Here is a 21773-nt window from a genome sequence, read left to right as displayed (position 1 = left end):
GTTTGAAGTATCGAACCGGACGCTGGTCGTCACTCGGGTGCCAGTTAGCGCCAGCGTAGCCGTCGAACGCGTCCCGAACGCGAATCCCCAGCGAACCGGATTAGCTCGCGAACAGTCTGCGCTCGGCCCGTTCGTGGTCGGCGGCGAGAACGTCGAGTAGCGGGGCGAACGGTGTCATGTCGTCAATCGAGCGGTCGGCACTCGATTCGACGGCGTCGGCCATCACCGGTCGCAGGTCGTCCAAGATTCGCTGGGCGTCGGTGTGGCCGAGCGAGAGGAGTCGCTGGGCCGCCCCCAGCAGTCCGGTGACGAAGCCGTGACAGCACAGCAGACACGCCTGCCGCGCGTCGATGCCCGCCAGTGCCGTCGTGACGCCGAGGACGACGGCGTAGTTGCCGGGCGCGTCGCCGTCGGTAACGGCCTCCGCGTACGACTCCAACAGGTCGTCCTCGCGGAGGTCCCGTTGGAGCGAGAGCAGGCGGTCGCCCGACTGCTGGGCGCTCTCCCGGAACTCCGCGGCCAGCGTCACCGCCGCGAGGCGGCGGTCGGCCGCGCAGATAGTGTCGAGGTCGCCCGTTCGGGCGGCGGCGTGTGCGGTGCGAAGCGCCACCAGTTCCGCCGGACCGACCTGCCGACGGAGGTACGTCTCCAGTAGCGCGTGCAACTCCTCGGCGTCGGTCACGCGGTCGTCCGCGACGAACTGTTCGAGGCCGTAGGAGACGGTGTAGGTCCCGACCGGCAGGAACGAGTCGGCGAGGCGGAACGCTTCGAGGGTGGCGTCGTCGCTCATCGCTCGTCCCCGTCGATAGTGCGGACGCCGTGGCCGTGGTCGTGGCTGTGCGAGTGCGCGTGGCCGTCGGCGTGACTGTGTCCGTGGTCGTCGTGCGAATGAGTGTGCCCCTCGCCGCCGTGCCTGTGGTCCGCCCCGTCGTCGTCGAACGTGGTCGGCGGCACGTCCTCGAAGCGGGTCGTCACACCGGGCGGCAGGTCCTCCTCGACGGCGGCCAGCATCCGCTCGCGGGTGTCCGGCACGGGAAACAGCGCCTCGCCGTCGCGCATCGCGAGGTCCCAGTGGCGGTTACCGAGCGCGTGGCCCAGTTCCAGCGCGGCCGTCGGCGACACGTCGGCCGCCGCGAAGTCCAGTACGAGCGCGTCGATTGCGGCGAGTTCGACCACGACGAGCGTCCCGTCCTCGGTTTCAAGCACGTCGCCGTCTCCCAAGTCGCGGGCGACGACGATGCCGATGTCCTCACCGTCGGTCGTCTCGGTCCGCACCCGAGAGCGTCGCCGGTCGGTGTCCGAGAGGACGACGGTGACGGTGTCGGCCTCGGCCAGTCGGTCGGCGAGGCCGTCGTCGTCCTCGTGTCCGAGGTAAGTGTCGGCGACGAGCATCAGTACTTCCTCCCCGACGGCGCGGGCGCGTCCAGTAGGTCGCGGCGGGCGTGGTCCCACGCGGCGTGGAGCGCGGACTGGGCCGTCTCGGCGCGGTCGGCCAGCGCTCGGACCACGACCCCCGACTCGTTCGGGAGTTCGGTCGCCGCGGCCCGCCCCTCGGCGTCTGCCTCTGTGGCCACCTCGTGGAGGGCGTCAGAGAGCGCCGCCGTGTCGGCGTCGGGCGCGACGACGAACAGCGTCCCGTAGACGGTGAACTCGCCGAGGACGCCGGGGGCCGTCGGGTCCGATTCCGCAGGCGTGAGGTGCGTCGCGTCCTCGAACAGGAGTCCGTCCGGCCCGTGGACGCGGACCCGCGAGAGGTATCGCTCGAACTCGAAGCGCTCGCCGCGGGCGAGACGCCCCGGGACGACGATATCGCCGAGAGCGGCCGTCGCGTCGTCCGCGAGTTCGAGTGTGAGGTCCTGATAGTACCGCGAGTCGGCGTGCAGGATGGTCGGTTCCGGCACGTAGTCCAGATGCCCGCCCGCACCGACCGAGAGCGTCGCGTCGGCGGCGGCGTAGTTGGCGTTCATCGACTGGACCTTCGTGGAACTCTGCGTGGAGACGTGTGCGACCCCGTCGCCTTCGACGGCAATCGTCACGTCGTGGCGGTCGCCCTGCGCGATACCGCCCGTCGGCGACTGGAGGAACACCGTCTCGGCGTCTGGGTGCGGGTCGTGGCCGAGCGTCCCCGAGACGTGGAACGGCACCGTCGCGTAGTCGTGGACGAGTTTCGTCCCGCCGCGGGTCGGCGCGAAGCGAAGTTCCAGCACGCCGTCCTTGCCGGGCGCGCCGACGGCGGCCTGTGGCGGCGACTCCGCCGCGTAGCCTTCGAAGGCAGGGTGTGGTGCGTCCGTCGCTTCGTCGTCGCTCGACCGAGTGGTGTCCGGGACCTCCGTCGCCATCAGGCGAACAGCACCCCTTCGCGGACGTGCTCCAGCACCTCGTCGATACCCTCCTTCGCTTTGCAGTCCGTGAAGACGAACGGGCCGTCGCGGACCTCGGCGGCGTCCCGTTCCATCACGTCCAAATCCGCGCCGACGTAGGGCGCGAGGTCCGTCTTGTTCATCACCAGCAAGTCGCAGTCGACGACGCCGGGGCCACGTTTGCGCGGGATGTCGTCACCCTCGGCGACGGAGATGACGTACAGCGAGTAGTCGGCGAGTTCGGGGTTGAACGTCGCCGCGAGGTTGTCGCCCCCGCTCTCGACCAACACGAGGTCGAGGTCCGGGTGGTCGGCGAGGAAGGCGTCTATCTGCTGGAGGTTCATCGACGGGTCCTCGCGGATGCCGGTGTGCGGGCACGCGCCCGTCTCGACGCCCGCCACGAGGTCCTCGGGGACGACGCCCGCGAAGCGTTCGCGGAGTCGGTCGGCGTCCTCCTGGGTGAGGATGTCGTTGGCGATGACGCCCACGTCTAACCCCTCGTCGCGGAGGCGCGGGACCAGTTCGGTCAGGAGCGTGGTCTTGCCGGACCCGACCGGACCGCCGATACCGACCGTCGCCACGTCCCGGTGTGTGAGACTCATGCGTCGTCTGCCTCTTGGTCGGCCGTGCCCACGCTGTCGGAGCGAATCGGGTCGTGGACGGTGACGAGTTTCGTCCCGTCGGGGAACACCGGTTCGACCTGAATCATGTCTATCATCTCCGGGACGCCGTCCATCACGTCGTCGCGGCCCAGCAGTTTCGACGCCCCGGCGCGAATCTCGGCGACCGACTGGCCGTCGCGGCCGCGTTCGATGCACCAGTCGCTGATGTAGGCGACGGCTTCGGGGTGGTTCAGCGGGACGCCCCGTTCCTTGCGGCGTCGCGCGACCTCTGCGGCGGTAAAGACCGTGAGTCGTTCCTGTTCTTTGGCGGTGAGTTTCATAGCAGGTAGCGTTGTGCGAGGGGTATCTCGGAGGACGGTTCGCAGGTGACGTGTTCGCCGTCGACCGTGACTTCGAACGTCTCGGGGTCGACTTCGATGTCGTCGGGACAGTAGTCGTTGTGCACCATGTCGTCCTTGCCGGGCGTCCGGGTCCCCTCGACGGGGACGACGGGGGTGTCCAAGCCGTACTCCTCGCCGACGCCGCGTTCGGCGGCGGCGGGCGAGACGAACGAGAGCGAGAGCGCGTGCTTGGCCTTGCCGACGGCCCCGGCGCGTTCGCGCTGGACGATTGGTTCGCAGGTCATCAGCGACCCGTTGGCCTCGCCCATCTCCGAGTGGACCGGGAACCCGCCCTTGAACGTCATCGCGGGCTTGACGCCGAAGAAGGCGGGGTCCCACAGCACCACGTCGGCCATCTTGCCCGGTTCGAGCGTCCCGACGTACGGTTCGATGCCCGCCGAGATGGCGGGGTTGACGGTGTACTTCGCGACGTACCGTTTGATGCGGAAGTTGTCAGCGCCGGTCCCCTCGTCCTCGGGGAGGGGGCCGCGCTGGGACTTCATCTTCGAGGCCGTCTGCCACGTCCGCGGGACGAGTTCGGCCATCCGCCCCATCGCCTGTGAGTCGGTGGTCATCATCGAGATAGCGCCCATGTCGTGGAGCACGTCCTCGGCGGCGATGGTCTCGGCGCGCACGCGGGACTCGGCGAAGGCCACGTCCTCGGGCACGTCCGGGTTCAGGTGATGACACACCATCACCATGTCCAGATGCTCGTCGAACGTGTTGTCCGTGTACGGCATCGAGGGGTTCGTCGACGAGGGGAGCATGTTCGGTTGGCCGACCATCTCCATGATGTCCGGCGCGTGGCCCCCGCCAGCCCCCTCGATGTGGAACAGGTGCATCGTCCGGCCGTCGACGGCGTCGAAGGTGTTCTCGACGAACCCCGCCTCGTTGAGCGTGTCCGTGTGCATGCAGACCTGCACGTCCTCCTCCTCGGCCACGTCGAGGGCGGTGTCGATGGCGTCGGGCATCGACCCCCAGTCCTCGTGTAGCTTGAGGGTACAGGCCCCGGCCTCGATTTGCTCGCGCAGGGGTTCGGGTTTCGAGGCGTTCCCCTTCGCGTAGAACCCGACGTTGACCGGCCACTCCTCGGCGGCTTGGAGGTGGCGCTTGACGTTCTCTGGGCCGGTGGTACAGGTGGTCGCACCGCCGCCGTACCCGCCGCCGAGCATCGTCGTCACGCCCGACGAGAGGGCGTGTTCGTGCAGTTGCGCCGAGTTCCAGTGGACGTGGATGTCCAGCGCACCCGCCGTCGCAATCTTCCCCTCGCAGGGATACACGTCCGTCGACGGGCCGACGACCATGTCGACGCCGTCCATCGTGTCCGGGTTGCCCGCCTTCCCGATACCGGCGATTTCGCCGTTGCGAATGCCGATGTCGGCGGCGATAATCCCGAGGACCGGGTCGATGATTGTCGCGTTCGTCAGGACCCAGTCCATCGCGCCCTCCTCCTGCGTGACACCGGGGGCCTGTCCGAGGCCATCCCGCAGGGTCTTTCCGCCGCCGAAGACGGCCTCGTCGCCGTGTGTCCGCAGGTCGTCCTCGACTTCGGCGAACAGTTCCGTGTCACCGAGTCGGACCTTATCGCCCGTCGTCGGGCCGTAGAGATCCGCGTAGGCGTCGCGGTCTATCTCGCGGGTCATTCCTCCGCCCCCTCGTCGTCTTCGGCCGCCTGCTCGCGGGTCGCGTCCGCTCCCTGCTCGCCGTCCCGAGGCCCGCTCTCCGAGCGCGCCTCGCTGTCCTCGAATCCGGCCGCGCGAAGTCGCTCCAGCGCCTCGGTCGGGTCGGCGTCGACGCTCCCGTTGACCATCCCGTTCATCCCGTGGGCGACGCGCTTGCCCCCGATGTCGACGAGTTCGACGGTCTGTTCGTCGCCGGGTTCGAACCGGACGGCCGTGCCCGCGGGGATGTTCAGTCGCATCCCGAAGGCCGCCTCGCGGTCGAAGCGAAGCGCCGCGTTGGCCTCGAAGAAGTGGAAGTGCGACCCGACCTGTACCGGTCGGTCGCCCGTGTTGCCGACGGTCACCTCGACCGTCTCGCGGCCCTCGTTCAACGTTACGGTCCCTTCGCCAGCGATGACCTCGCCGGGAACGAGGTCCTCAGCCACGGTAGACCACCGGACTCCGTACTTTCGGCTGTTTGTCCAACATATGGGATTCAGTTTGGACAGGTGTAATAAGCGCCTTCCTCTCGGCGCAAATAGCGCCGCGTCGTTCTTTACTTCCACCAGTTCGTCACGATTGGCCCGGGACGACTGGACGAGCGTCCACTCAATTGTCCACTCGGCGGGGCCGAAAACCGGAAACCACCAGCGACAGGTCGGTGACGAATCAGCGTCGTCTTCGGCGTGGTTCGGCGGTCTGGTGGGAAACGCTCACCGGCCGCACAATATTTGCGCGGTGGGGAAGCAGTTTATTCGCGTTCCGTCTATCGTCCCCGCATGGACCAACCGACGCTCCCGCGCGGCGACGGGACCGAAACCCTCATTCGCCAGAGTTGCGACGGTGTGAAGCGATGACCGGCGCACTCTTGCCGGCGCTCGTGACCGCGGGCGTCCTCGGCGTCACCCACGCGATAGAACCGGACCACGTCGCCGGTATCTCCTCCCTGACGAGCGACTACGGCGATTCGCGCCTCTCGGCGCTCGCTGGCGCGTGTTTCAGCGTCGGCCACGTGGCCCTCGTGGCCGTCTGGCTGGGCGTCGCGTACGTCCTCCTCGGACAGACGTCGTTTCCCGCGGTGTACGGACAGGTCGGCACCCTGGGCGTCGGTGTGCTGCTGGGCGGCTTCGGCGCAGTGATGGCCGTCGGCGGTCTCCGCCGAATCGTCCGAGACGACGAGCACGGTCACGGCGACGTGACCCACAGCCACCCGCACCTTCGCCTCCCGTTGCCGGGGTTCGACGGCGCGGACCACGGCCACGACACCGTCTCGTACCTCAAGACCGGCCTGGTCGGGGCGCTGTTTACCCTGTCCCCGCCGGTGTCGATGATAGTGTTCGCCTCCACGTTGCTCCCCGACTACGGGGCCGACGTGGTCGCGCTCGCCGTCCTGACCTACGGCGTCTCAATCACGGCGACGATGAGCCTGCTGGGCGCGGGCGCTGGGGCGTTGTTCGGGCTGACCGCCGGCCGCGGCAGAACCGTCCACGGCCTCGCACAGACCGTCGCGGGCATCGCCGTCACGGCCCTCGCCGGGTCCCTGCTCGTCGACGCCGTTCCGGCGCTCCTGTAGCCCACGGGTGAGCCAGCCATATCACGCCCACCGTCCTAGACCCCGCCATGACCGACGACATCGACCGCATCAGCCTCACGCTTCCCTCGTCGATGGTCGACCGACTGGACGGCATCGTCGACGACTGGGAGTACGATAGCCGGTCAGAGGCGATTCGGGACTCCCTGCGGGACTTCTTCGCGAACTACGAGTGGGAGACGGGTGGCGAGGAGCGTCACCACGGGACCATCGTTATCGTCCACGACCACCACGTCTCGGGCATCGCCGACGACCTCCAGACAATCCAGCACGAGATGGCCGACGCCATCACCTCGGTCCAGCACATCCACCTCTCGCACGACACCTGTATGGAGACGCTGGTCGTCGAGGGCGCGGCGCGCGACATCACCGAACTCGCCAACCGACTCCGCGCGCTCAGCGGCGTCCAGCAGGTGAAAGTCGTCGTCGTCGGCGAATGATACCACGGCCCACGCGGTCGGTGGCACGAATCGGCAACGCTGGCCGCCACTCCGGTCGGCGACCCGTAATTCTGTTACTATCCACTAATTCTCGCAACTATTGTTCGAATATCCCGTTATTCCACCATATCCTTGAACTACCTTATACACTACCACCCATCTGAAGGATAGTATAAGATTCGATTGGTAACCCTTATTTACATCCTGCTAATCGGCCATGATGTGAACGAAATCATGGACGCACGTTCGGAATGTGGGACCAGTAATGCAGATTCGTGTAGTAAACTGCGGACCGAAGTGAACGAAGTTGTTGCAGTGGAGGGAGACGTATGAGCCGCGGTCCCATCAGCCGTCGCGGTTTCCTCGGGTCGACGGCCGCCCTCGCCGGGACGGCGCTCGCCGGGTGTTCCGGTGGCTCCGCCTCCAGCGACGACACGATTCAGCTCGGTGTGCTGGAGGACCGGTCGGGCAACTTCGCGCTCGTCGGCGACCCCAAGCACAAGGCGTCGATGCTCGCCATCGAGGAGATAAACAACGACGGCGGCATCGACGGCAAGCAAATCGAAGTGTTCGACCCGGACCCGCAGTCGGACAATCAGCGCTATCAGGAACTCACCCGCCGCGCCATCAACCAAGAGAACGTCGACGCGCTCTGGGCGGGGTACTCCTCGGCGACCCGTGAGGCCATCCGCCCCATCATCGACCGGGAGGACCAACTGTACTTCTACACCACCCAGTACGAGGGCGGCGTCTGCGACCACAACGTCTTCGCCGTCGGCCCGACGGCCCGCCAGCAGTTGGGGAGCGTGCTCCCGTATCTCGTCGAAGAGTACGGCCCGAAAATCTACACCATCGCCGCCGACTACAACTTCGGTCAGTTGTCGGCCGACTGGGTGAAGGTGCTCGCGAACGAGAACGGTGCGGAGGTCATCGGCGAGGAGTTCATCCCGCTGTCGAACTCCCAGTTCGGGTCGACCATCAACCGGATTCAGGAGGCCGACCCCGACTTCGTGATGTCGATGCTCGTCGGCGCGAACCACACCTCCTTCTACGAGCAGAAGGCCTCCGCGGGACTGGACGTGCCCATCGGCACGTCGACGGCGATGGCCCAGGGCTACGAACACCTGCGTCTGGACCCGCCCGCGATGGCGAACATCTACGCCGGGGTCAACTACATGGAAGAGATACCGACGAACCGCAACACCAGCGAGGGCGGGTTCGTCGACCGGTACTACGAGATGTTCCCGGACGCCCCGTACCTCAACGAGGAGGCCGAGAACAACTACTTCTCCATCTACATGTACAAGAAGGCCGTCGAGCAGGCCGGAACCACGGAGATGGAGGCCGTCAAGGAGGCCCTCGAAACGGGCATCACCTACGAGGCCCCCGAAGCCCCCGACGGCGAGTCCATCGCCATCGACGGCGCGACCCACCACGTGGACCACCACATGTGGGTGATGCGCGCCGACGAGAACCACAACGTCGAGGCCGTCGACGACCGGGTCATCCCCGAGACGTTCCTCTCGGAGACGGTCGGCTGTGACCTCACCCAAGAAGACGAAGAGACGCAATACACCCCACAGGACTTCTACGAGGAGGCGGGGTGAGATGGTCAACGGCCTGAACCTGCTGTTCCAGTTCCTCGATAGCTTCGCCTTTATCGTGCTGGCGGCGGGGGGACTGGCCATCATCTTCGGCATCATGGGCGTCATCAACCTCGCCCACGGGGAGTTCATCATGGTCGGCGCGTACGCGACGACGCTGGCGAACATCCGCCTCGGGCTGCCGCTCCCGGCCGCGATGCTCGTCGGCGTGGTCGTGACGGCGCTGTTCGGCCTGCTGGTCGAACGCGTCGTCATCTCGGGGTGGCTCCCCAACCTCGTCGCCCAGCGGACCCTCGGTCGGAACGTCATCGAACCGCTGTACGACCGACTGGCCGACTCGATGGTCGCGACGTGGGGCCTCTCGCTCATCATGGTGCAGGGCATCCGCGTCACGCTGGGCAACTCGCTCGACCAAATCGGGACGCCGCTGGGCAAAATCGCCTACAGCGGCTTCTCGTACTCCACCTATCGGGTCCTGCTCGCCGGTGTCGCTCTCGCGGTGCTCGGGTTCACCTACTACGTGTTCACCCGCACCGAGTACGGGATGCGCGCCCGCGCGACGATTCAGGACGAGGACACGGCCCGCGCACTCGGCGTCGACACCGAGCGCACGTACATGACGACGTTCGCCTTCGGGTCCGGACTGGCCGGACTGACGGGCGCGCTGTACGCCCCGACGGTGACGATGGTCCCCGGTCTGGGGAGTTCGTTCCTCGTCGAGGCGTTCGTCGCCGTCGTCGTCGGCGGCCCGAGCGTGGTGCTCGGGACGACGCTGGCGGGCGGCCTGCTGGGGGCCATCAACGCCCTGTTCTCGAACCTCGTCGGGACGTTCTTCGGCCGCATCGCCCTGCTGGTGACCGCCATCGTGATGATTCGGTTCCTGCCGGACGGCATCACGGGCTTCGTCGAGCGCCTGCGCGAGCGCCGGGAGGAGGCGTAGATGACCGCCGAAACCGGTTCCGGCGGCCCGACCGCCGACCCGACGGGCCTCGCCCGCCTGCGCGACTACGTCGAGGGACCGAACACCGTCGGGAACTCGAAAGGGTTCTGGATAGGGTTCCTCGTGGCCGTCGTCGCCCTGTCGGCGTACCCCCTCGCCGTCGGGTCCTATCAGGCCTCGCGGTTCTCGCTGTTCCTGGTGTACGCCTTCCTCGGCCTCTCGCTGTCGGTCGTGTGGGGCTACGCGGGCGTCCTGTCGTTCGGACAGGTCGTCTTCTTCGGCGTCGCGGGCTACACGTTCGGCGTCGTCTCCGTGAACTTCGCGACGCCCGCGGGCATCACCGCCGCCTTCGCCGTCGGCATTCTCGGCGGCGCGGTGATGGCGTTCGTGCTGGGCTACTTCATGTTCTACGGCGGCGTCCGCAACGTCTACGTCACCATCATCACGCTCGTCTCGACGCTGGTCCTGCACACGTTCATGGCCCAGACGGCCGGTGACGAGTGGACCATCGGCCAGGCCGCGCTGGGCGGGTTCAACGGGATGCCGACCATCCCGAACCTCGCCTTCGGCGTCGGCGGGGCCGCGATTATGTTCGACAGCGTGACCTTCTACTACCTCGTCCTGGGCCTGCTGGTGGCGACGTACCTCGGTCTCCGCGTGCTGGTCAACTCCGACTACGGGCGCGTGATGGTCGCGGTGCGAGAGGACGAGGACCGGACGCGGATGTTCGGCTACGACGTCAAGCGCGTGAAACTCGCCGTCTTCACCCTCGGCGGCGCGCTGGCGGGCCTCTCGGGCGTGCTGTACGCCTCGTGGGGCAACTACATGAGCCCCGGCGTGTTCGAACTCACGTTCGCTTCGCTGCCGGTCATCTGGGTGAGCGTCGGCGGCCGGAAGACCCTGCTGGGTGCGGTCGGTGCGACCGTCGGCATCGAGTTCTTCCGGAACTCGCTGGGCGGCGAACTGGCCTTCATCATCGTCGGCGCACTCCTGCTGGTGTTCATCCTCGGCCTGCCGGGCGGTATCGTGCCGTGGGTCCACCAGACGTACCTCGACATGCGCGACGACGGCAGTGCGCCGGACCCGCCCGAGACGGCTGCAGAGGTGAGCGACCCATGAGTTCAGACACTGACGCGAAGGCGAACCGAGACGCGGCGAGCAGTCCGAACGTCCGACAGACGGCCGCGGAACTGGCCACGGGCGACCGAACCGACACCCTGCTGTCGACCGACGGACTCCGCAAGGAGTTCGGCGGGTTCACCGCCACCGACGACGTGGACTTCAGCGTCGCCGAGGGCGAACTGCGGTGTCTCATCGGTCCGAACGGGGCCGGGAAGTCGACGCTGCTGAAACTCATCACCGGCACGTACGACGCCACCGCCGGGAGCATCTACTACGACGGGCACGACATCACCGACCTCGAACCGCACGAGCGGGTTCGGAAGGGCATCAGCATGAAGTTCCAGGTGCCGTCGGTGTACGGCGACCTTACGGTGCGAGAGAACGCCCGCCTCCCCATCCAGCGGTTCGCCGACGGGGAGGAACGGCGCAAGCGCGTCGACGAGGCCATCACCGCGGCCGGTCTGTCGGGATACGAAGACGCCGATGCGAGCCAACTCTCCCACGGCCAACAGCAGCAACTCGAAATCGGGATGGCCGCCGCGCTCGAACCCGACTTGCTCCTGCTGGACGAACCCGTCGCGGGACTGGACGTGGCCGAACGGGAGGCCATCGCCGAACGCGTCACTCGCCTCAACGAGGAGGAAGGCATCGCCTTCGTCGTCATCGAACACGACACGGAGTTCGTGGCGAACATCGCCGACGAGGTGACGGTGCTGCACAACGGCGGCATCTTCCGCGAAGGCCCCATCGAGGACATCGAGTCCGACCCCGAGGTCCAGCGCATCTATCTCGGAGGTGAGCAGTGATGCTCGAACTCGACGGCGTCACCGCCGCCTACGACTCGACGCCCATCCTCCGGGACGTGGACCTCACCGTCGACGAGGGCGAAATCGTCGGCGTGATGGGCAAGAACGGCGTCGGGAAGTCGACGCTGATGAAGACCATCATCGGCCTGCTGGAACCCACCCGCGGGACCATCACCTACGCCGGGCAGGACGTGACCGACGCCGCGGCCGACGAACGCGCCCGGGCCGGGATGGGCTACATCCCGCAGGGCCGGGACGTGTTCCCGAAACTCACGGTCGAGCAGAACATCCGCATGGGCGAGACGGTCAACGCCGCCAGCGACGAAACGCTGTACGACCAGATTTACGACTACTTCCCGGTCTTGGAGGAGCGGGCGAGTCAGGACGCCGGGACGCTCTCGGGCGGCCAACAGCAGATGCTCGCCATCGCGCGGGCGCTGGTGTCGAACCCGGACCTCCTCCTACTCGACGAACCCAGCGAGGGCATCCAGCCCTCCATCGTCGACCAGATCAGCCGCGACATGCAGACCATCAACGAGGACCTCGGGACGACGATTCTGTTCGTCGAGCAGAACCTCGGGGTCATCCGCGAGATGGCCGACCGCTGTTACGCGATGGAGCGCGGCGAAATCGTCGACGAAGTCGGCCCGACGACGCTGGCCGACGAGGACGCCATCGCCGAGTACCTCGCGGTCTGACCGTCCGAAACGGACACACCTATTTTTGCCGCCGCCGACGGTCCGAACGTGTTCCCCCGCCGGATTCGTGGACTTGTCGTTGCCCCCACGGTTCGTGAACGCGTCGCGGCGACGGTGGCCGCCGCACATCCGCGCGAAGCCGGGGGCTTTCTCGCCTGCGAGCGCCGCGGCGACCGCCTGTACGCCACCGACCACGTAGAACTCGACAACGAGGCCAGCGAACCCCGGCGGCGGTACGTCACGACCGTCGACGAGCGGGCACCCCCGCGCCCGCGCGTGTTCTACCACTCGCACACCTCGCCAGCGTCGCCGTCGGGCCTGACGCAGACGGACCGGCGGCACATCCCCGAACAGTTCGCGCTCGTCGTCTTCGCACCCCACGGCGACCCGTACAGCTATCGCCTGTTCAAGCGCGGCCTCCTCCCGTGGCGCGAACTGCCGGTCGAGACCGGCGAGACCGACGCGGCCGAGAACCGGTCGCGACTGCCCCGACTCGTCTAGCGTCTAGACACCATTATACTGTCAAAGGTGTTCGAGTGTGCACCGACAGGCTGGAACGGTTCGAACACGTCAAAGTGTAACCAGAGACGATAAACAATCACAGGATAAGGCCTTTTAATCCCGAATGGTTCGACAGTTCTGTAACCAATATGCGACCACACGTACACGCATCGCGAGATAGGGTTCGTGTTTCACACATCACTGCCGACGAAACCGCGTTGTTCGTCAACTCGGGGGAATCGCGATGAGCCTCATCGTCTACGGGTTGGCCGCCATCGTCCTCGTGATGCTCGGCATCGGCCTCTACGTCTCGAAGTACGTCAAGGGCGACAGCGTCAACTACATCATCGCGGGCCGAGGCCTGATACTTCCGCTCGCGGCGGCGACGCTGATGGCCCAGTCGCTCGACGCGAACGCGACGCTCGGCAACACCGACCTGACTTCCTCGTTCGGGTTCTGGGCCGGGGCCGCACTGCCCATCGGACTGGCGCTGTGTCTGTTCATCACCGGTCTGTTCTTCGCCAAGCCGATGAACCGGATGGACCTCATCACGCTTCCGGACTTCTACCGACGCAAGTACGGCCGCAGCGTCGAGGTGCTCGCCAGCCTCATCATGGTGTTGAGCTACGCCTTCCTCTTGGCGGGGAACCTCGTCGCCGGGGGCTACCTCTTCCAGACGTTCGTCGGCATGTCGTACTTCACCGGCGTCTTCGTCATCGCGGCCATCATCTTCGCCTACACCATCGCGGGCGGCCTGTTCGCGGTGGCCTACACCGACGTGATTCAGGCGTTCGTCGCGCTGGTCGGGTCGCTGGCGCTCGTCGTCTTCGTCGCGACGAACTACGGCATCACCATCCCAGACGGCATGGGACCGATGGCGTTCGGCCAACTCACCGACCCCTCGCAGGGCGCGTACGTCAACCTCGCGACCATCGCCGCCCTCGGCCTGGGCGACATCGTCGCCATCGACTTCATGGAACGCGTGTTCGCCGCCGAAGACCCCGAGACGGCCCAGAAGGCGTGTTTCATCGGCAGTCTCGGAACGCTCGTCATCGGCCTCCCGTTCTCGATGGTCGCGCTCTCCTCGGGCGCGATTCTCCAGTCGCTCGGCGTCGAGGCGGGCAATCAGGCCGTGCTGTACGTCCTCTTGCAGAACGCGGTCCCGCCGTGGCTGGCGGCGCTCGTCCTCGGTGGCATCGTCGCCGCCTCGTTCTCGACCGGCGACGGCGCGATTCTCGGCACGTCCTCGGTCATCGCACGCAACATCGGCGACATCCGCATCGACGAGAAGCAACAGGCCGAACCGGTCGCCGCCGACGGCGGCCTGTTCAGCCACAAGAGCGACAAACTCCTGAAGGTCACTCGCATGATGGCCGTCCCCATCACTCTGCTGGGCGTGTTCTTCGCCCTGCGCGTCCCGGCGACGGGGATGTTGCTCGTCCTCGCGTTCGACATCATGTTCGCCGGTGCGCTCGTTCCGCTGGCGCTCGGCCTCTACTGGCCGGACGTGGCGACGACGCCCGCGGCGCTGGCCTCGATGGTCACCGGGTCGCTCACGCGTCTCGGCTTCTTCGTCCTGATTCCGGTCACCTACGGCTACGAGAACTCGCTGCTGTACATCCAGAACGACATCTTCACGGCGGCGTTCGACGGCATTCCGACGTTCATCGCGCCCGCGGTGAGCCTCCTCGTGTTCCTCGCCGTCGGCTACGCCACCCGCGAGAGCTACGGCGTGCGGAGCCTCGACCGGCAGGGCCAGCGCACCATCGTCGCGGGCGGCGACGACGATGAGTGAGTTCTCCGGGGGCGACCGGTTCTTCCTGTTCGGCCTCGGCCTCGTCGTCCTCCTGTTGGCCGTGACGCTCGTCATCGTCGGCACAGCCTGACACGTCCGATTTTCCGACCGATTCGCACGTATTGTTCCAACCATAACCCCGATTTACAGCCATATCGTGTATCATACCAGAGTACAAATGAACGCCCACCGATCGATTGTCGGCGCGAGGGGCCGACAGTGAACACCGACTACGTCCGCGTCAAGCGGAAGGTGCAGCAACTCGGCTCCTCGACGCTGGCGGTGACCGTCCCGGCCGAGTGGGCGCGCCACCACGACATCGAGAAAGGCGACGAGGTCATCGTCCAACGCGACGAGAACGGCGGGTCACTGCTGTTGGTCCCGGAGGAACCGAACGTCGACGACACCGACGCCGTCGTCAACGCGGAAACGCTCTCGCCGGAGGCGCTGGGCCGGGCCGTCGTCACCCAGTACGTGCTGGGTCGGCAACTCGTCCGCATCGAGTCCGAGACGCCGCTGACCCCCGAGCACCACGACGCCGTCTTCGACGCGGAACGACAGCTCATGGGTCTCGGCATCGTCGAACAGGCGACTCAGACGGTCACCGTCCGCTGCTCCGTCGCGCCCGGCGACTTCGACCTGCCGACCCTGCTGGGTCGTCTCAGCCGAACGGAAGCGACGATTCGGACGGAAGCGATTACGGCGCTGGTCGAGGGCGACGCCGACCGCGCCCGGACCGCGGCCCGCCGGTACGAACAGGTCGAGAAACTGTTCTACCTCTTCTTGCGCCTCGTCTTCGCCACGTACCGGAACCCGCGACTCAACCAAGAGGTAGGCCTCGACACCGGCTTCCCGCTCATCGGCTATCGCTCGGTCGCACAGGACGTGTCCCTGATGGCGGGTCTGGCCCGCGACATCGCCGACATCGTCGTCGAGAGCGACGGGACCGTGCCGGACGACGACACCGCCGACCACCTCCGCGCACTGGGCGGGGCCATCGACGACGCGGTCAGTGCGACTATCGCGGCGGTCACGACGCCCGACTACGACGCGGCCGAGACCGCCCGCGACCGGTTCGACGCGGTCGACGACCACGTCGACGCGTGCAACGACCACCTCGCCGACGAGCGACCCGAACCCCTGCTGGAACTCCAGCGGGCGGTCGTCCTGCTGGAGCGGTGTGCTCAACACGCGCGGGACAGCCTCGCCGTCGCGACCCACCTCGCGTTCCGCGCCTCGCCGGACCTCGTCGACAGCGAGTGACCCGTCCATCTTTTCGGAGCGCAGGCCACCGAGCGACAGCGCAGTCCTGCGGTTGCCGGGGACCTTAAACACCTAAAGGAGACTGCAACGGTCCATGCACGCACCAGTTCCCCAGAAAGGGTATTACACATCCGAAGGAACGCTTTTCAGTATTGGTCAACCACCCAGTTATGTCGAAGAAAACGACGTGATTCGCGGGCACAACCCGCCAAAACGAGACAAACACATGACTGACGAACGTTCAGGCGAAGATATCTACGGCGACGCGTACAAGGAAGCGAACGAACCCATCTTCAGCGGCATCCCGACGTTCCTGAAACTGCCCGAGGTAGACCGGGACGAACTGGACGAGGAAGACGTGGACATCGGCATCCTCGGCGCGCCGCTGGACACGGCGACGACCATCCGTCCAGGGACGCGCTACGGGCCGCGCGCGGTGCGGGCCGCCTCCACGGTCCCCTCGCCGCCGTACGAGCACTTCAACATCGAGACTGGCGTCGACCCGTTCGACAGCTTCAGCGTGGCCGACACCGGCGACGCCGCCGTCTCGCCCGGCGACACGCGACAGAGCCAGTTGAACATCGAGGACGCCGTCTACGAGATCAGCGAGCAGGCGACGCCCATCGTCATCGGCGGCGACCACTCCATCTCCTACCCGGACATCAAGGGCTGGGCCGAGGCGAACGGCTACGAGGACATCGGCCTCATCCACTTCGACTGCCACGCCGACACCGGCGAGGACGGCCTCACCGGGTTCGAGTACGACCACGGCGCGTGGGTCAAGCGGGTCTACGACGAGGACATCATGGCCGGCGAGAACTACACGCTCATCGGTCCGCGCGGGTTCTGGCCCGGCCCCGACACCTACGAGGACATGCGCGAGGCGGGCATGAAGTGGTACACCGCGATGGAAGTCGGGACGATGGACCTAGACGACATCGTGAAAGACGCCGTCCAGCGGGCGACCGACGGGACCGACGCCGTCTGGGTCTCCTTCGACGTGGACGTGATGGAACCGGCCTACGCGCCGGGGACCGGCGAACCCGAACCCGGCGGCCTCATCCCCCGCGAGGCCATCTACATGGTCCGCGAAGTCGTGAAGGCGCTGGACCCCGAGAACTTCGGGTTCGACGTGGTCGAAGTCTCGCCCGCCTACGACGTGAGCGACTCCTCCTCGTACAACGGCGGCATCACCAGCGGGTTCGCCAACCGCCTCATCATCGAGGTGATGGGGAGCATGGCACTGGCCGAGAAGGGACTGGACTCGGGTGACCCCATCAAACCGAAGGAACCCCTCGGCCCGACGGAGACGACGGAGACGCCCGCCGACGACTGAGTCCCCGCGACTGAACGTCCGACATCCTTTTCGTGCGGGGCCGCCGCGACCCGCTCTCTTGCCCACGCGGCGGCCCATCCATACCCGTTCTGACCGGCCAGCGACGGTAGTGGTCGGTACGGACCCAGAGACGCCCGTCCCGTAGCTGACGACATAGCCGACACAGGCAGGACTGAACGGGGCCGCACGCCTGGAACACCGGCGAAGTAAGCGCGAGAACGGAGTGAGCGCGCAACGAGTCTCGGGAGCGGCGCGCCTGGGGCTTTCTGGTCGTTCACAACGTGACTCGTTCGCGAGAGTATACTATCAACAGCAATCGCGGCTAGCACGCCACTCGCTAGCGCGGGCATCAGGAGCCTTATCACTCGACGGTGACGTATTCCGCGTATGGAAATCGTACCGGACACGAGCGTGGTCATCGACGGCCGCGTGTCCGCCCAGATAGCGGCCGACGCCGCTCCCGAGGGAGAGGCGGACGGCATGGGATTCGCTGGCGCGACGGTCATCGTCCCCGAGGCCGTCGTCGGCGAACTCGAAGCACAGGCCAACGACGGTCGCGACACCGGGTGGGAGGGACTGGAAGAACTCCAGCGCCTCGTCGACCTCGCCGACGAGGGCACCGTCGACCTGGAGTACGTCGGCCGCCGCCCCGACGCCGTCGAGAAACGCGACGCGGGCGAGGGCGAGATAGACGCGCTCATCCGCGACGTGGCCCAGAATCGGGGGGCGACGCTCGTCACCAGCGACGACGTACAGGCAGAGGTCGCCCGCGCGAAGGGGCTGAAAGTCGAGTACATCGAACCGCGGGGTCGCGACGTGGAGCGCCTCCAGATAGAGAATTTCTTCGACGAGTCGACGATGAGCCTCCACCTGAAGGTGGGCGTCAAGCCCTACGCGAAGAAGGGCTCTATCGGCGACATGCACTATCAGCCGATTCGGGACGACATCGCCACCGAGTCGGAACTGCGGCAGTACGCCGACGACATCGAGGACGCGGCCCGGTCCTCGCCCGACGGCTTCTTCGAACTCTCCGAACCGGGGATGGACATCGTGCAGTTCCGGGACCTGCGTATCGCCATCGCCCGACCGCCGTTCTCGGACGCGATGGAGATTACGGCGGTGCGACCCATCGTCAAGACCGACTTAGACGACTACGACCACGCCGACGAACTCCGCGAGCGATTCACCGAACACCAGCGCGGCGTCCTCATCTCCGGGTCGCCCGGGGCCGGGAAGTCGACGTTCGCACAGGCCGTCGGGGAGTTCCTCGTCGACGCCGACTACTCGGTGAAGACGATGGAGAAACCGCGGGACCTGCAGGTCGGCCCGAACATCACCCAGTACACCGCGCTGGGCGGGTCGATGGAGAAGACGGCCGACTCGCTGCTGATGGTCCGGCCGGACTACACCATCTACGACGAGGTTCGCAAGACCGACGACTTCGAGGTGTTCGCCGACATGCGGATGGCGGGCGTCGGAATGGTCGGCGTCGTCCACGCAACGCGGGCCGTCGACGCCCTCCAGCGACTCATCGGCCGCGTCGAGTTGGGCCTCATCCCGCAAATCGTCGACACCGTCGTCTACATCGAGGCCGGTGAGGTCCACACGGTGTACGACGTTTCGACGGAGGTGAAGGTCCCGCAGGGCCTCATGGAGGAGGACCTCGCGCGCCCGGTCATCGTCGTCAAGGACTTCGAGACCGGCCGCCCCGAGTACGAAATCTACACGTTCAACCGGCAGGTCGTCACCGTCCCGCTGAACGAGGACGAGGACGAACCGGATTCGGGCGTCGACCGCCTCGCGAAACAGGAGGTCGAACGCGAGATTCGCTCCATCGCCCGCGGCCACGTCGAAGTCGAACTCCGCGGCCCCAACACCGCCGTCGTGTGGGTCGATGACGACGATATCTCGCAGGTTATCGGGAAGGGCGGCGGCCGTATCTCCGACGTGGAGAACCGCCTCGGTATCGACATCGACGTGCGGACCTTCGCCGACCGACCGACCGGCCCCTCCGGCGGCCCGGAGACCGACAGCGGCGGCAAGCCGGGCGAAATCGTCACGCCCGAAGTGACCTCGCGGCACGTCATCGTCCCGCTCGACGGCCATGCGGGCGACACCGTCGAGGTGCAGGCCGACGGCGAGTACCTCTTTACCGCCACCGTCTCCCGCGGCGGCGAGATTCAGGTCTCCCGCGGGTCGGGCATCGCCGAGGAACTGGAGCGAGCAATCGACCGCGGAATGACGATTACCGTCGTCCCGTCGTAGACCGTACGGTTCGGTTAGCGGAAACCGAGGTCCTACCGAACTCGCGGCCGCGCCGCGAGTTCGGTCTTTTTCGCCCACGTTGTTGCCGTGAGCGGTGGCCGTAGGCCACCCGAGCGGGAAAAAGGTGGAGGGGCTGGAGCGAGCAATCGACCGCGGAATGACGATTACCGTCGTTCCGTCGTAGGTTGAACCGGGACTTCCCTCGTCGGCCCTCGAGTGACGGCTCCACCGCCAGTCCGCCACAAACGTCTATACGCCGCTGGCCCTAGGCTCCCGGTATGGAAATCGAGTTGCGCTTCTTCGCGAACTTCCGTGCGGCCGTCGGGCAGAAGATTCTCCACCGGGAGTTCGACGACGACGCGCGGGCGGGCGACATCCTGCGGTCGCTGCCCGAGGAATTCCCCGAGATGGACCTCTTCGAGTCCGACGACGAACTACGGCAGTACCTGACCATCCTGCGCAACGGGCAGGACATCGAGCATCTGGACGGACTGGAGACGACGCTCGAAGACGGCGACGAACTCAGCGTGTTCCCGCCCGTCGCTGGCGGCTAACAGCAGAAGATGAACGGGTACAGGAGGCCGATTCGCTCGCCGCCGTCGAGTTCGGTGTCGAGGCCGGCCAGACACTCGTTGAACTGCCCGTCGACGGTGACGCGGGCGTAACAGCGGGTCTGGTCACCCTCGGGGTTCTTCTCCCACGTCCCGGGTAGCGACTCCAGTTCCGGGGCCCACCCCGTCGTCGCGGCGTCGGACTCAGTCTCGGCGATGAGGAGGTCGGCGACGTCGTAGCGCGCACAGAACGCGTCGAGGAACGCTCTGAGCGTCGTGCCTTCGAAGGTGAATTCGACGTACGGTTCTCCGACCACGCCCCTGACGTGGCCCGTGCAGTGCACCTCGACGGTCGTCTGCGTTCGCTCGGCGGCCGTTTGAGTCGTCCCACTCATGCGGAGGACTACGGCAAGCGTGGCTAAGACGGTGGGTGCGAACACGTTCGGGCGGGACCGATTTTAATTGCCCGCGGCCCCAGTAGCGGGTATGGAAGACATCGAACTGGGCATTCCGTCGGCCATCGTCGACGCTCTGCCCGCCGACGGCGAGGACGCGAAACAGGACATCCAACGGGCCGTCGCCGGGTGGGAGACCGACGTGAACGCGGCGCTCGACAGTGACGACCCCGCGAGCGCCGTCGTGGACCTCGTCGAGTACTTCGAACAGCGCTGGGAGGCATACGACGAATACGTCGTCGAACTGCGCGCGTGGGGCCAATCGCCCATCTACGCGATGGCGTGGCGGGACCTGCTGGCGTCGATTATCCAGCAGATATACGACCACGCCGACCTCGCCGACCGCATCGGCCGCGAGCGAAACGCCCGCATCGTCGACGACGGCATCCGCCCGGGATGAGCCGACGCGAGCGGCGCTTTCGTGGCATCTCGATGCGACTGGCCCGTCACTACCTGACGGGCCTGGGTGGCGAGGAACGCGACGAAACCACCGTCGTCGCCGACGACTGGCGGGCGGACCTCTCCGCCGAGAAGGTCGGCATCGGCCCGACCATCGAACTGACCGAGGTGACTGTCGTCTTCGAGGGCGAGGCGGAGACGCTGGACTCGGTGGTCGAGCGGTTCGCCCAGAAGGCGATGCGTGCCGGCGGGTAGCGATGGGCGACCATCCCATCGAGGCCCAACTCGTTCTGCTGGCCGGGACGCAGGCCAGCGTCCCGCTGGACCGCCTCCCCGACCTACTGGAGCGCGCTCAGACACATATCGAGACCCGCCGCGAAGAGTTCGAGCGCCGCTACGAGCGCATCTCGGGGGCGCGAGACGCCGACTACTACTGCGTCGGCCCGGAGTACTGGGAAGCGGCGGGCGAGACGCTGGGCTTCAACCGCCGGGAGTGGGAGGCGGTTCGCCGCGCCCACGAGGCGCAGTTCAGCAGAGACGGCCGCCGCCTCGACCGCGAGGGGGAGTTCGAATCGACCCTCGAAATCCGCTCGGTGGTCGCCGTCGGCGCTACACGCTGAGCGTCTCCAGCACCTTCTGCGAGAAGTCGGTCTCCGAGAGGTCGCCGTTGTGGAGGCGGTCGAACCACTCGGCGTCGACGTACCAGTAGCCGCGGACCTCCTCCTCTAAGTCGAGGACCGTCGCCTCCACGTCCGCGCCCGACCAGTCGTCGGCGTGGAGGTCACGCAGAACGTTGATGACCCGTCCGATTTCGCGGTGCGGGACCGACCCCGGTTCCGCGGCGATAGACTCGTAGGTGACCGCGTAGGTGTTCTCCTCGGTGCGCTCTTCGAACGTCTGTACGTAGACGCCGTGACTCGTCAGCCGCGACTCGACCTGGAACTCGAAGTCCTCGAACTCGTCTCTGTGCATCAGTCAGTGAA

Annotated in this window: 25 protein-coding genes; 16 read left to right on the top strand and 9 right to left on the bottom strand. The window is 66.7% G+C overall.

Annotation, left to right across the window (positions count from 1 at the left end; genetic code table 11):
- Positions 1 to 100 precede the first annotated feature (100 nt).
- Genes NJQ44_RS04090 through NJQ44_RS04060 form a run of 7 tightly spaced genes read right to left on the bottom strand, consistent with a single transcriptional unit; the run spans position 101 to position 5470 of the window.
- Positions 101 to 790 carry an urease accessory protein UreF gene (locus tag NJQ44_RS04090; protein ID WP_254273410.1) on the bottom strand — a complete coding sequence of 230 codons (690 nt, stop codon included), beginning with the start codon at positions 788 to 790 and terminating at the stop codon, positions 101 to 103.
- Positions 787 to 1392 carry an urease accessory protein UreE gene (locus NJQ44_RS04085; protein ID WP_254273409.1) on the bottom strand — a complete coding sequence of 202 codons (606 nt, stop codon included), beginning with the start codon at positions 1390 to 1392 and terminating at the stop codon, positions 787 to 789. The genes NJQ44_RS04090 and NJQ44_RS04085 overlap by 4 nt, the downstream gene beginning before the upstream one ends.
- Positions 1392 to 2339, bottom strand: a complete 948-nt coding sequence (ureD, locus tag NJQ44_RS04080) for an urease accessory protein UreD (protein WP_254273408.1) — start codon at positions 2337 to 2339, stop codon at positions 1392 to 1394. Before ureD ends, NJQ44_RS04085 begins: the two co-directional genes overlap by 1 nt.
- A complete protein-coding gene (gene ureG, locus NJQ44_RS04075; protein ID WP_254273407.1) occupies positions 2339 to 2962 on the bottom strand; it encodes an urease accessory protein UreG in 624 nt (207 codons plus the stop codon). The genes ureD and ureG overlap by 1 nt, the downstream gene beginning before the upstream one ends.
- Entirely contained in the window at positions 2959 to 3303 is a 345-nt protein-coding gene (locus tag NJQ44_RS04070; protein ID WP_254273406.1) for an urease subunit gamma, read from the bottom strand. Before NJQ44_RS04070 ends, ureG begins: the two co-directional genes overlap by 4 nt.
- Entirely contained in the window at positions 3300 to 5006 is a 1707-nt protein-coding gene (ureC, locus tag NJQ44_RS04065) for an urease subunit alpha (protein WP_254273405.1), read from the bottom strand. The genes NJQ44_RS04070 and ureC overlap by 4 nt, the downstream gene beginning before the upstream one ends.
- Positions 5003 to 5470, bottom strand: coding sequence for an urease subunit beta (locus NJQ44_RS04060; RefSeq protein WP_254273404.1), 468 nt, complete (start codon positions 5468 to 5470; stop codon positions 5003 to 5005). Before NJQ44_RS04060 ends, ureC begins: the two co-directional genes overlap by 4 nt.
- A gap of 407 nt (positions 5471 to 5877) precedes the next feature.
- Between NJQ44_RS04060 and NJQ44_RS04055 the strand changes: the two genes are divergently transcribed.
- The 13 genes from NJQ44_RS04055 to NJQ44_RS03995 all read left to right on the top strand — a co-directional run bounded on the left by NJQ44_RS04055 (position 5878) and on the right by NJQ44_RS03995 (position 19939).
- Complete coding sequence (locus NJQ44_RS04055; protein WP_254273403.1) at positions 5878 to 6597, top strand: HoxN/HupN/NixA family nickel/cobalt transporter; 720 nt, start codon at positions 5878 to 5880, stop codon at positions 6595 to 6597.
- Between the two features lie 47 nt (positions 6598 to 6644).
- A complete protein-coding gene (gene nikR / locus NJQ44_RS04050) occupies positions 6645 to 7055 on the top strand; it encodes a nickel-responsive transcriptional regulator NikR (protein ID WP_254273402.1) in 411 nt (136 codons plus the stop codon).
- 329 nt (positions 7056 to 7384) lie between these two features.
- Positions 7385 to 8662 carry an urea ABC transporter substrate-binding protein gene (locus NJQ44_RS04045; protein WP_254273401.1) on the top strand — a complete coding sequence of 426 codons (1278 nt, stop codon included), beginning with the start codon at positions 7385 to 7387 and terminating at the stop codon, positions 8660 to 8662.
- A gap of 1 nt (position 8663) precedes the next feature.
- Positions 8664 to 9599: an urea ABC transporter, permease protein UrtB gene (gene urtB / locus NJQ44_RS04040; RefSeq protein WP_254273400.1), complete on the top strand. Its 936-nt coding sequence runs from the start codon at positions 8664 to 8666 to the stop codon at positions 9597 to 9599.
- Complete coding sequence (locus NJQ44_RS04035) at positions 9600 to 10718, top strand: ABC transporter permease subunit (RefSeq protein ID WP_254273399.1); 1119 nt, start codon at positions 9600 to 9602, stop codon at positions 10716 to 10718. It abuts the gene before it with no gap.
- Positions 10715 to 11527 carry an ABC transporter ATP-binding protein gene (locus NJQ44_RS04030; RefSeq protein WP_254273398.1) on the top strand — a complete coding sequence of 271 codons (813 nt, stop codon included), beginning with the start codon at positions 10715 to 10717 and terminating at the stop codon, positions 11525 to 11527. Before NJQ44_RS04035 ends, NJQ44_RS04030 begins: the two co-directional genes overlap by 4 nt.
- Positions 11527 to 12225, top strand: a complete 699-nt coding sequence (locus NJQ44_RS04025; RefSeq protein ID WP_254273397.1) for an ABC transporter ATP-binding protein — start codon at positions 11527 to 11529, stop codon at positions 12223 to 12225. Before NJQ44_RS04030 ends, NJQ44_RS04025 begins: the two co-directional genes overlap by 1 nt.
- A 48-nt stretch (positions 12226 to 12273) precedes the next feature.
- Positions 12274 to 12726, top strand: coding sequence for a Mov34/MPN/PAD-1 family protein (locus NJQ44_RS04020; protein ID WP_254273396.1), 453 nt, complete (start codon positions 12274 to 12276; stop codon positions 12724 to 12726).
- A 244-nt stretch (positions 12727 to 12970) separates the two neighbouring features.
- Positions 12971 to 14521 (top strand): high affinity choline transporter 1, encoded by a 1551-nt coding sequence (locus tag NJQ44_RS04015; RefSeq protein ID WP_254273395.1) that lies wholly within the window; start codon positions 12971 to 12973, stop codon positions 14519 to 14521.
- A 219-nt stretch (positions 14522 to 14740) separates the two neighbouring features.
- A complete protein-coding gene (locus NJQ44_RS04010) occupies positions 14741 to 15784 on the top strand; it encodes an AbrB/MazE/SpoVT family DNA-binding domain-containing protein (RefSeq protein ID WP_254273394.1) in 1044 nt (347 codons plus the stop codon).
- 226 nt (positions 15785 to 16010) lie between these two features.
- On the top strand, positions 16011 to 17120 hold the full coding sequence (locus NJQ44_RS04005) for an agmatinase family protein (protein WP_254273393.1): 1110 nt from the start codon (positions 16011 to 16013) through the stop codon (positions 17118 to 17120).
- Between the two features lie 387 nt (positions 17121 to 17507).
- Complete coding sequence (locus NJQ44_RS04000) at positions 17508 to 19385, top strand: PINc/VapC family ATPase (RefSeq protein ID WP_254273392.1); 1878 nt, start codon at positions 17508 to 17510, stop codon at positions 19383 to 19385.
- A gap of 278 nt (positions 19386 to 19663) precedes the next feature.
- On the top strand, positions 19664 to 19939 hold the full coding sequence (locus NJQ44_RS03995) for a ubiquitin-like small modifier protein 1 (RefSeq protein ID WP_254273391.1): 276 nt from the start codon (positions 19664 to 19666) through the stop codon (positions 19937 to 19939).
- Here NJQ44_RS03995 and NJQ44_RS03990 read toward each other — a convergent pair.
- Positions 19936 to 20331 carry a pterin cluster protein gene (locus NJQ44_RS03990; RefSeq protein WP_254273390.1) on the bottom strand — a complete coding sequence of 132 codons (396 nt, stop codon included), beginning with the start codon at positions 20329 to 20331 and terminating at the stop codon, positions 19936 to 19938. The genes NJQ44_RS03995 and NJQ44_RS03990 overlap by 4 nt on opposite strands.
- Positions 20332 to 20422: 91 nt before the next feature.
- Between NJQ44_RS03990 and NJQ44_RS03985 the strand changes: the two genes are divergently transcribed.
- Genes NJQ44_RS03985 through NJQ44_RS03975 form a run of 3 tightly spaced genes read left to right on the top strand, consistent with a single transcriptional unit; the run spans position 20423 to position 21410 of the window.
- Positions 20423 to 20791, top strand: a complete 369-nt coding sequence (locus NJQ44_RS03985) for a DUF7971 family protein (protein ID WP_254273389.1) — start codon at positions 20423 to 20425, stop codon at positions 20789 to 20791.
- Positions 20788 to 21045, top strand: coding sequence for a MoaD-like domain-containing protein (locus tag NJQ44_RS03980; RefSeq protein ID WP_254273388.1), 258 nt, complete (start codon positions 20788 to 20790; stop codon positions 21043 to 21045). Before NJQ44_RS03985 ends, NJQ44_RS03980 begins: the two co-directional genes overlap by 4 nt.
- 2 nt (positions 21046 to 21047) lie before the next feature.
- A complete protein-coding gene (locus NJQ44_RS03975; protein WP_254273387.1) occupies positions 21048 to 21410 on the top strand; it encodes a DUF8048 family protein in 363 nt (120 codons plus the stop codon).
- Here the strand turns inward: NJQ44_RS03975 and NJQ44_RS03970 are convergent.
- Entirely contained in the window at positions 21400 to 21762 is a 363-nt protein-coding gene (locus NJQ44_RS03970; RefSeq protein ID WP_254273386.1) for a DUF8159 domain-containing protein, read from the bottom strand. The genes NJQ44_RS03975 and NJQ44_RS03970 overlap by 11 nt on opposite strands.
- Positions 21763 to 21773 lie beyond the last annotated feature (11 nt).

The sequence above is a fragment of the Haloarcula marina genome (assembly GCF_024218775.1).
GTDB classification, from domain to species: domain Archaea; phylum Halobacteriota; class Halobacteria; order Halobacteriales; family Haloarculaceae; genus Haloarcula; species Haloarcula marina.
This window is presented reverse-complemented; position numbering and strand designations above follow the sequence as displayed.

Bases quoted from the DNA above. Each gene is read 5' to 3' on its own strand.
- NJQ44_RS04035 (WP_254273399.1), top strand. From the start codon at position 9,600: ATGACCGCCGAAACCGGTTCCGGCGGCCCGACCGCCGACCCGACGGGC.
- NJQ44_RS04015 (WP_254273395.1), top strand. From the start codon at position 12,971: ATGAGCCTCATCGTCTACGGGTTGGCCGCCATCGTCCTCGTGATGCTC.
- NJQ44_RS04030 (WP_254273398.1), top strand. From the start codon at position 10,715: ATGAGTTCAGACACTGACGCGAAGGCGAACCGAGACGCGGCGAGCAGT.
- NJQ44_RS03970 (WP_254273386.1), bottom strand. From the start codon at position 21,762: ATGCACAGAGACGAGTTCGAGGACTTCGAGTTCCAGGTCGAGTCGCGG.
- NJQ44_RS04005 (WP_254273393.1), top strand. From the start codon at position 16,011: ATGACTGACGAACGTTCAGGCGAAGATATCTACGGCGACGCGTACAAG.
- NJQ44_RS04090 (WP_254273410.1), bottom strand. From the start codon at position 790: ATGAGCGACGACGCCACCCTCGAAGCGTTCCGCCTCGCCGACTCGTTC.
- ureG (WP_254273407.1), bottom strand. From the start codon at position 2,962: ATGAGTCTCACACACCGGGACGTGGCGACGGTCGGTATCGGCGGTCCG.
- NJQ44_RS04055 (WP_254273403.1), top strand. From the start codon at position 5,878: ATGACCGGCGCACTCTTGCCGGCGCTCGTGACCGCGGGCGTCCTCGGC.
- NJQ44_RS04085 (WP_254273409.1), bottom strand. From the start codon at position 1,392: ATGCTCGTCGCCGACACTTACCTCGGACACGAGGACGACGACGGCCTC.
- NJQ44_RS04070 (WP_254273406.1), bottom strand. From the start codon at position 3,303: ATGAAACTCACCGCCAAAGAACAGGAACGACTCACGGTCTTTACCGCC.
- ureC (WP_254273405.1), bottom strand. From the start codon at position 5,006: ATGACCCGCGAGATAGACCGCGACGCCTACGCGGATCTCTACGGCCCG.
- NJQ44_RS03995 (WP_254273391.1), top strand. From the start codon at position 19,664: ATGGAAATCGAGTTGCGCTTCTTCGCGAACTTCCGTGCGGCCGTCGGG.
- NJQ44_RS03990 (WP_254273390.1), bottom strand. From the start codon at position 20,331: ATGAGTGGGACGACTCAAACGGCCGCCGAGCGAACGCAGACGACCGTC.
- ureD (WP_254273408.1), bottom strand. From the start codon at position 2,339: ATGGCGACGGAGGTCCCGGACACCACTCGGTCGAGCGACGACGAAGCG.
- NJQ44_RS03985 (WP_254273389.1), top strand. From the start codon at position 20,423: ATGGAAGACATCGAACTGGGCATTCCGTCGGCCATCGTCGACGCTCTG.
- nikR (WP_254273402.1), top strand. From the start codon at position 6,645: ATGACCGACGACATCGACCGCATCAGCCTCACGCTTCCCTCGTCGATG.
- NJQ44_RS04000 (WP_254273392.1), top strand. From the start codon at position 17,508: ATGGAAATCGTACCGGACACGAGCGTGGTCATCGACGGCCGCGTGTCC.
- NJQ44_RS04045 (WP_254273401.1), top strand. From the start codon at position 7,385: ATGAGCCGCGGTCCCATCAGCCGTCGCGGTTTCCTCGGGTCGACGGCC.
- NJQ44_RS03980 (WP_254273388.1), top strand. From the start codon at position 20,788: ATGAGCCGACGCGAGCGGCGCTTTCGTGGCATCTCGATGCGACTGGCC.
- NJQ44_RS04025 (WP_254273397.1), top strand. From the start codon at position 11,527: ATGCTCGAACTCGACGGCGTCACCGCCGCCTACGACTCGACGCCCATC.
- urtB (WP_254273400.1), top strand. From the start codon at position 8,664: ATGGTCAACGGCCTGAACCTGCTGTTCCAGTTCCTCGATAGCTTCGCC.
- NJQ44_RS03975 (WP_254273387.1), top strand. From the start codon at position 21,048: ATGGGCGACCATCCCATCGAGGCCCAACTCGTTCTGCTGGCCGGGACG.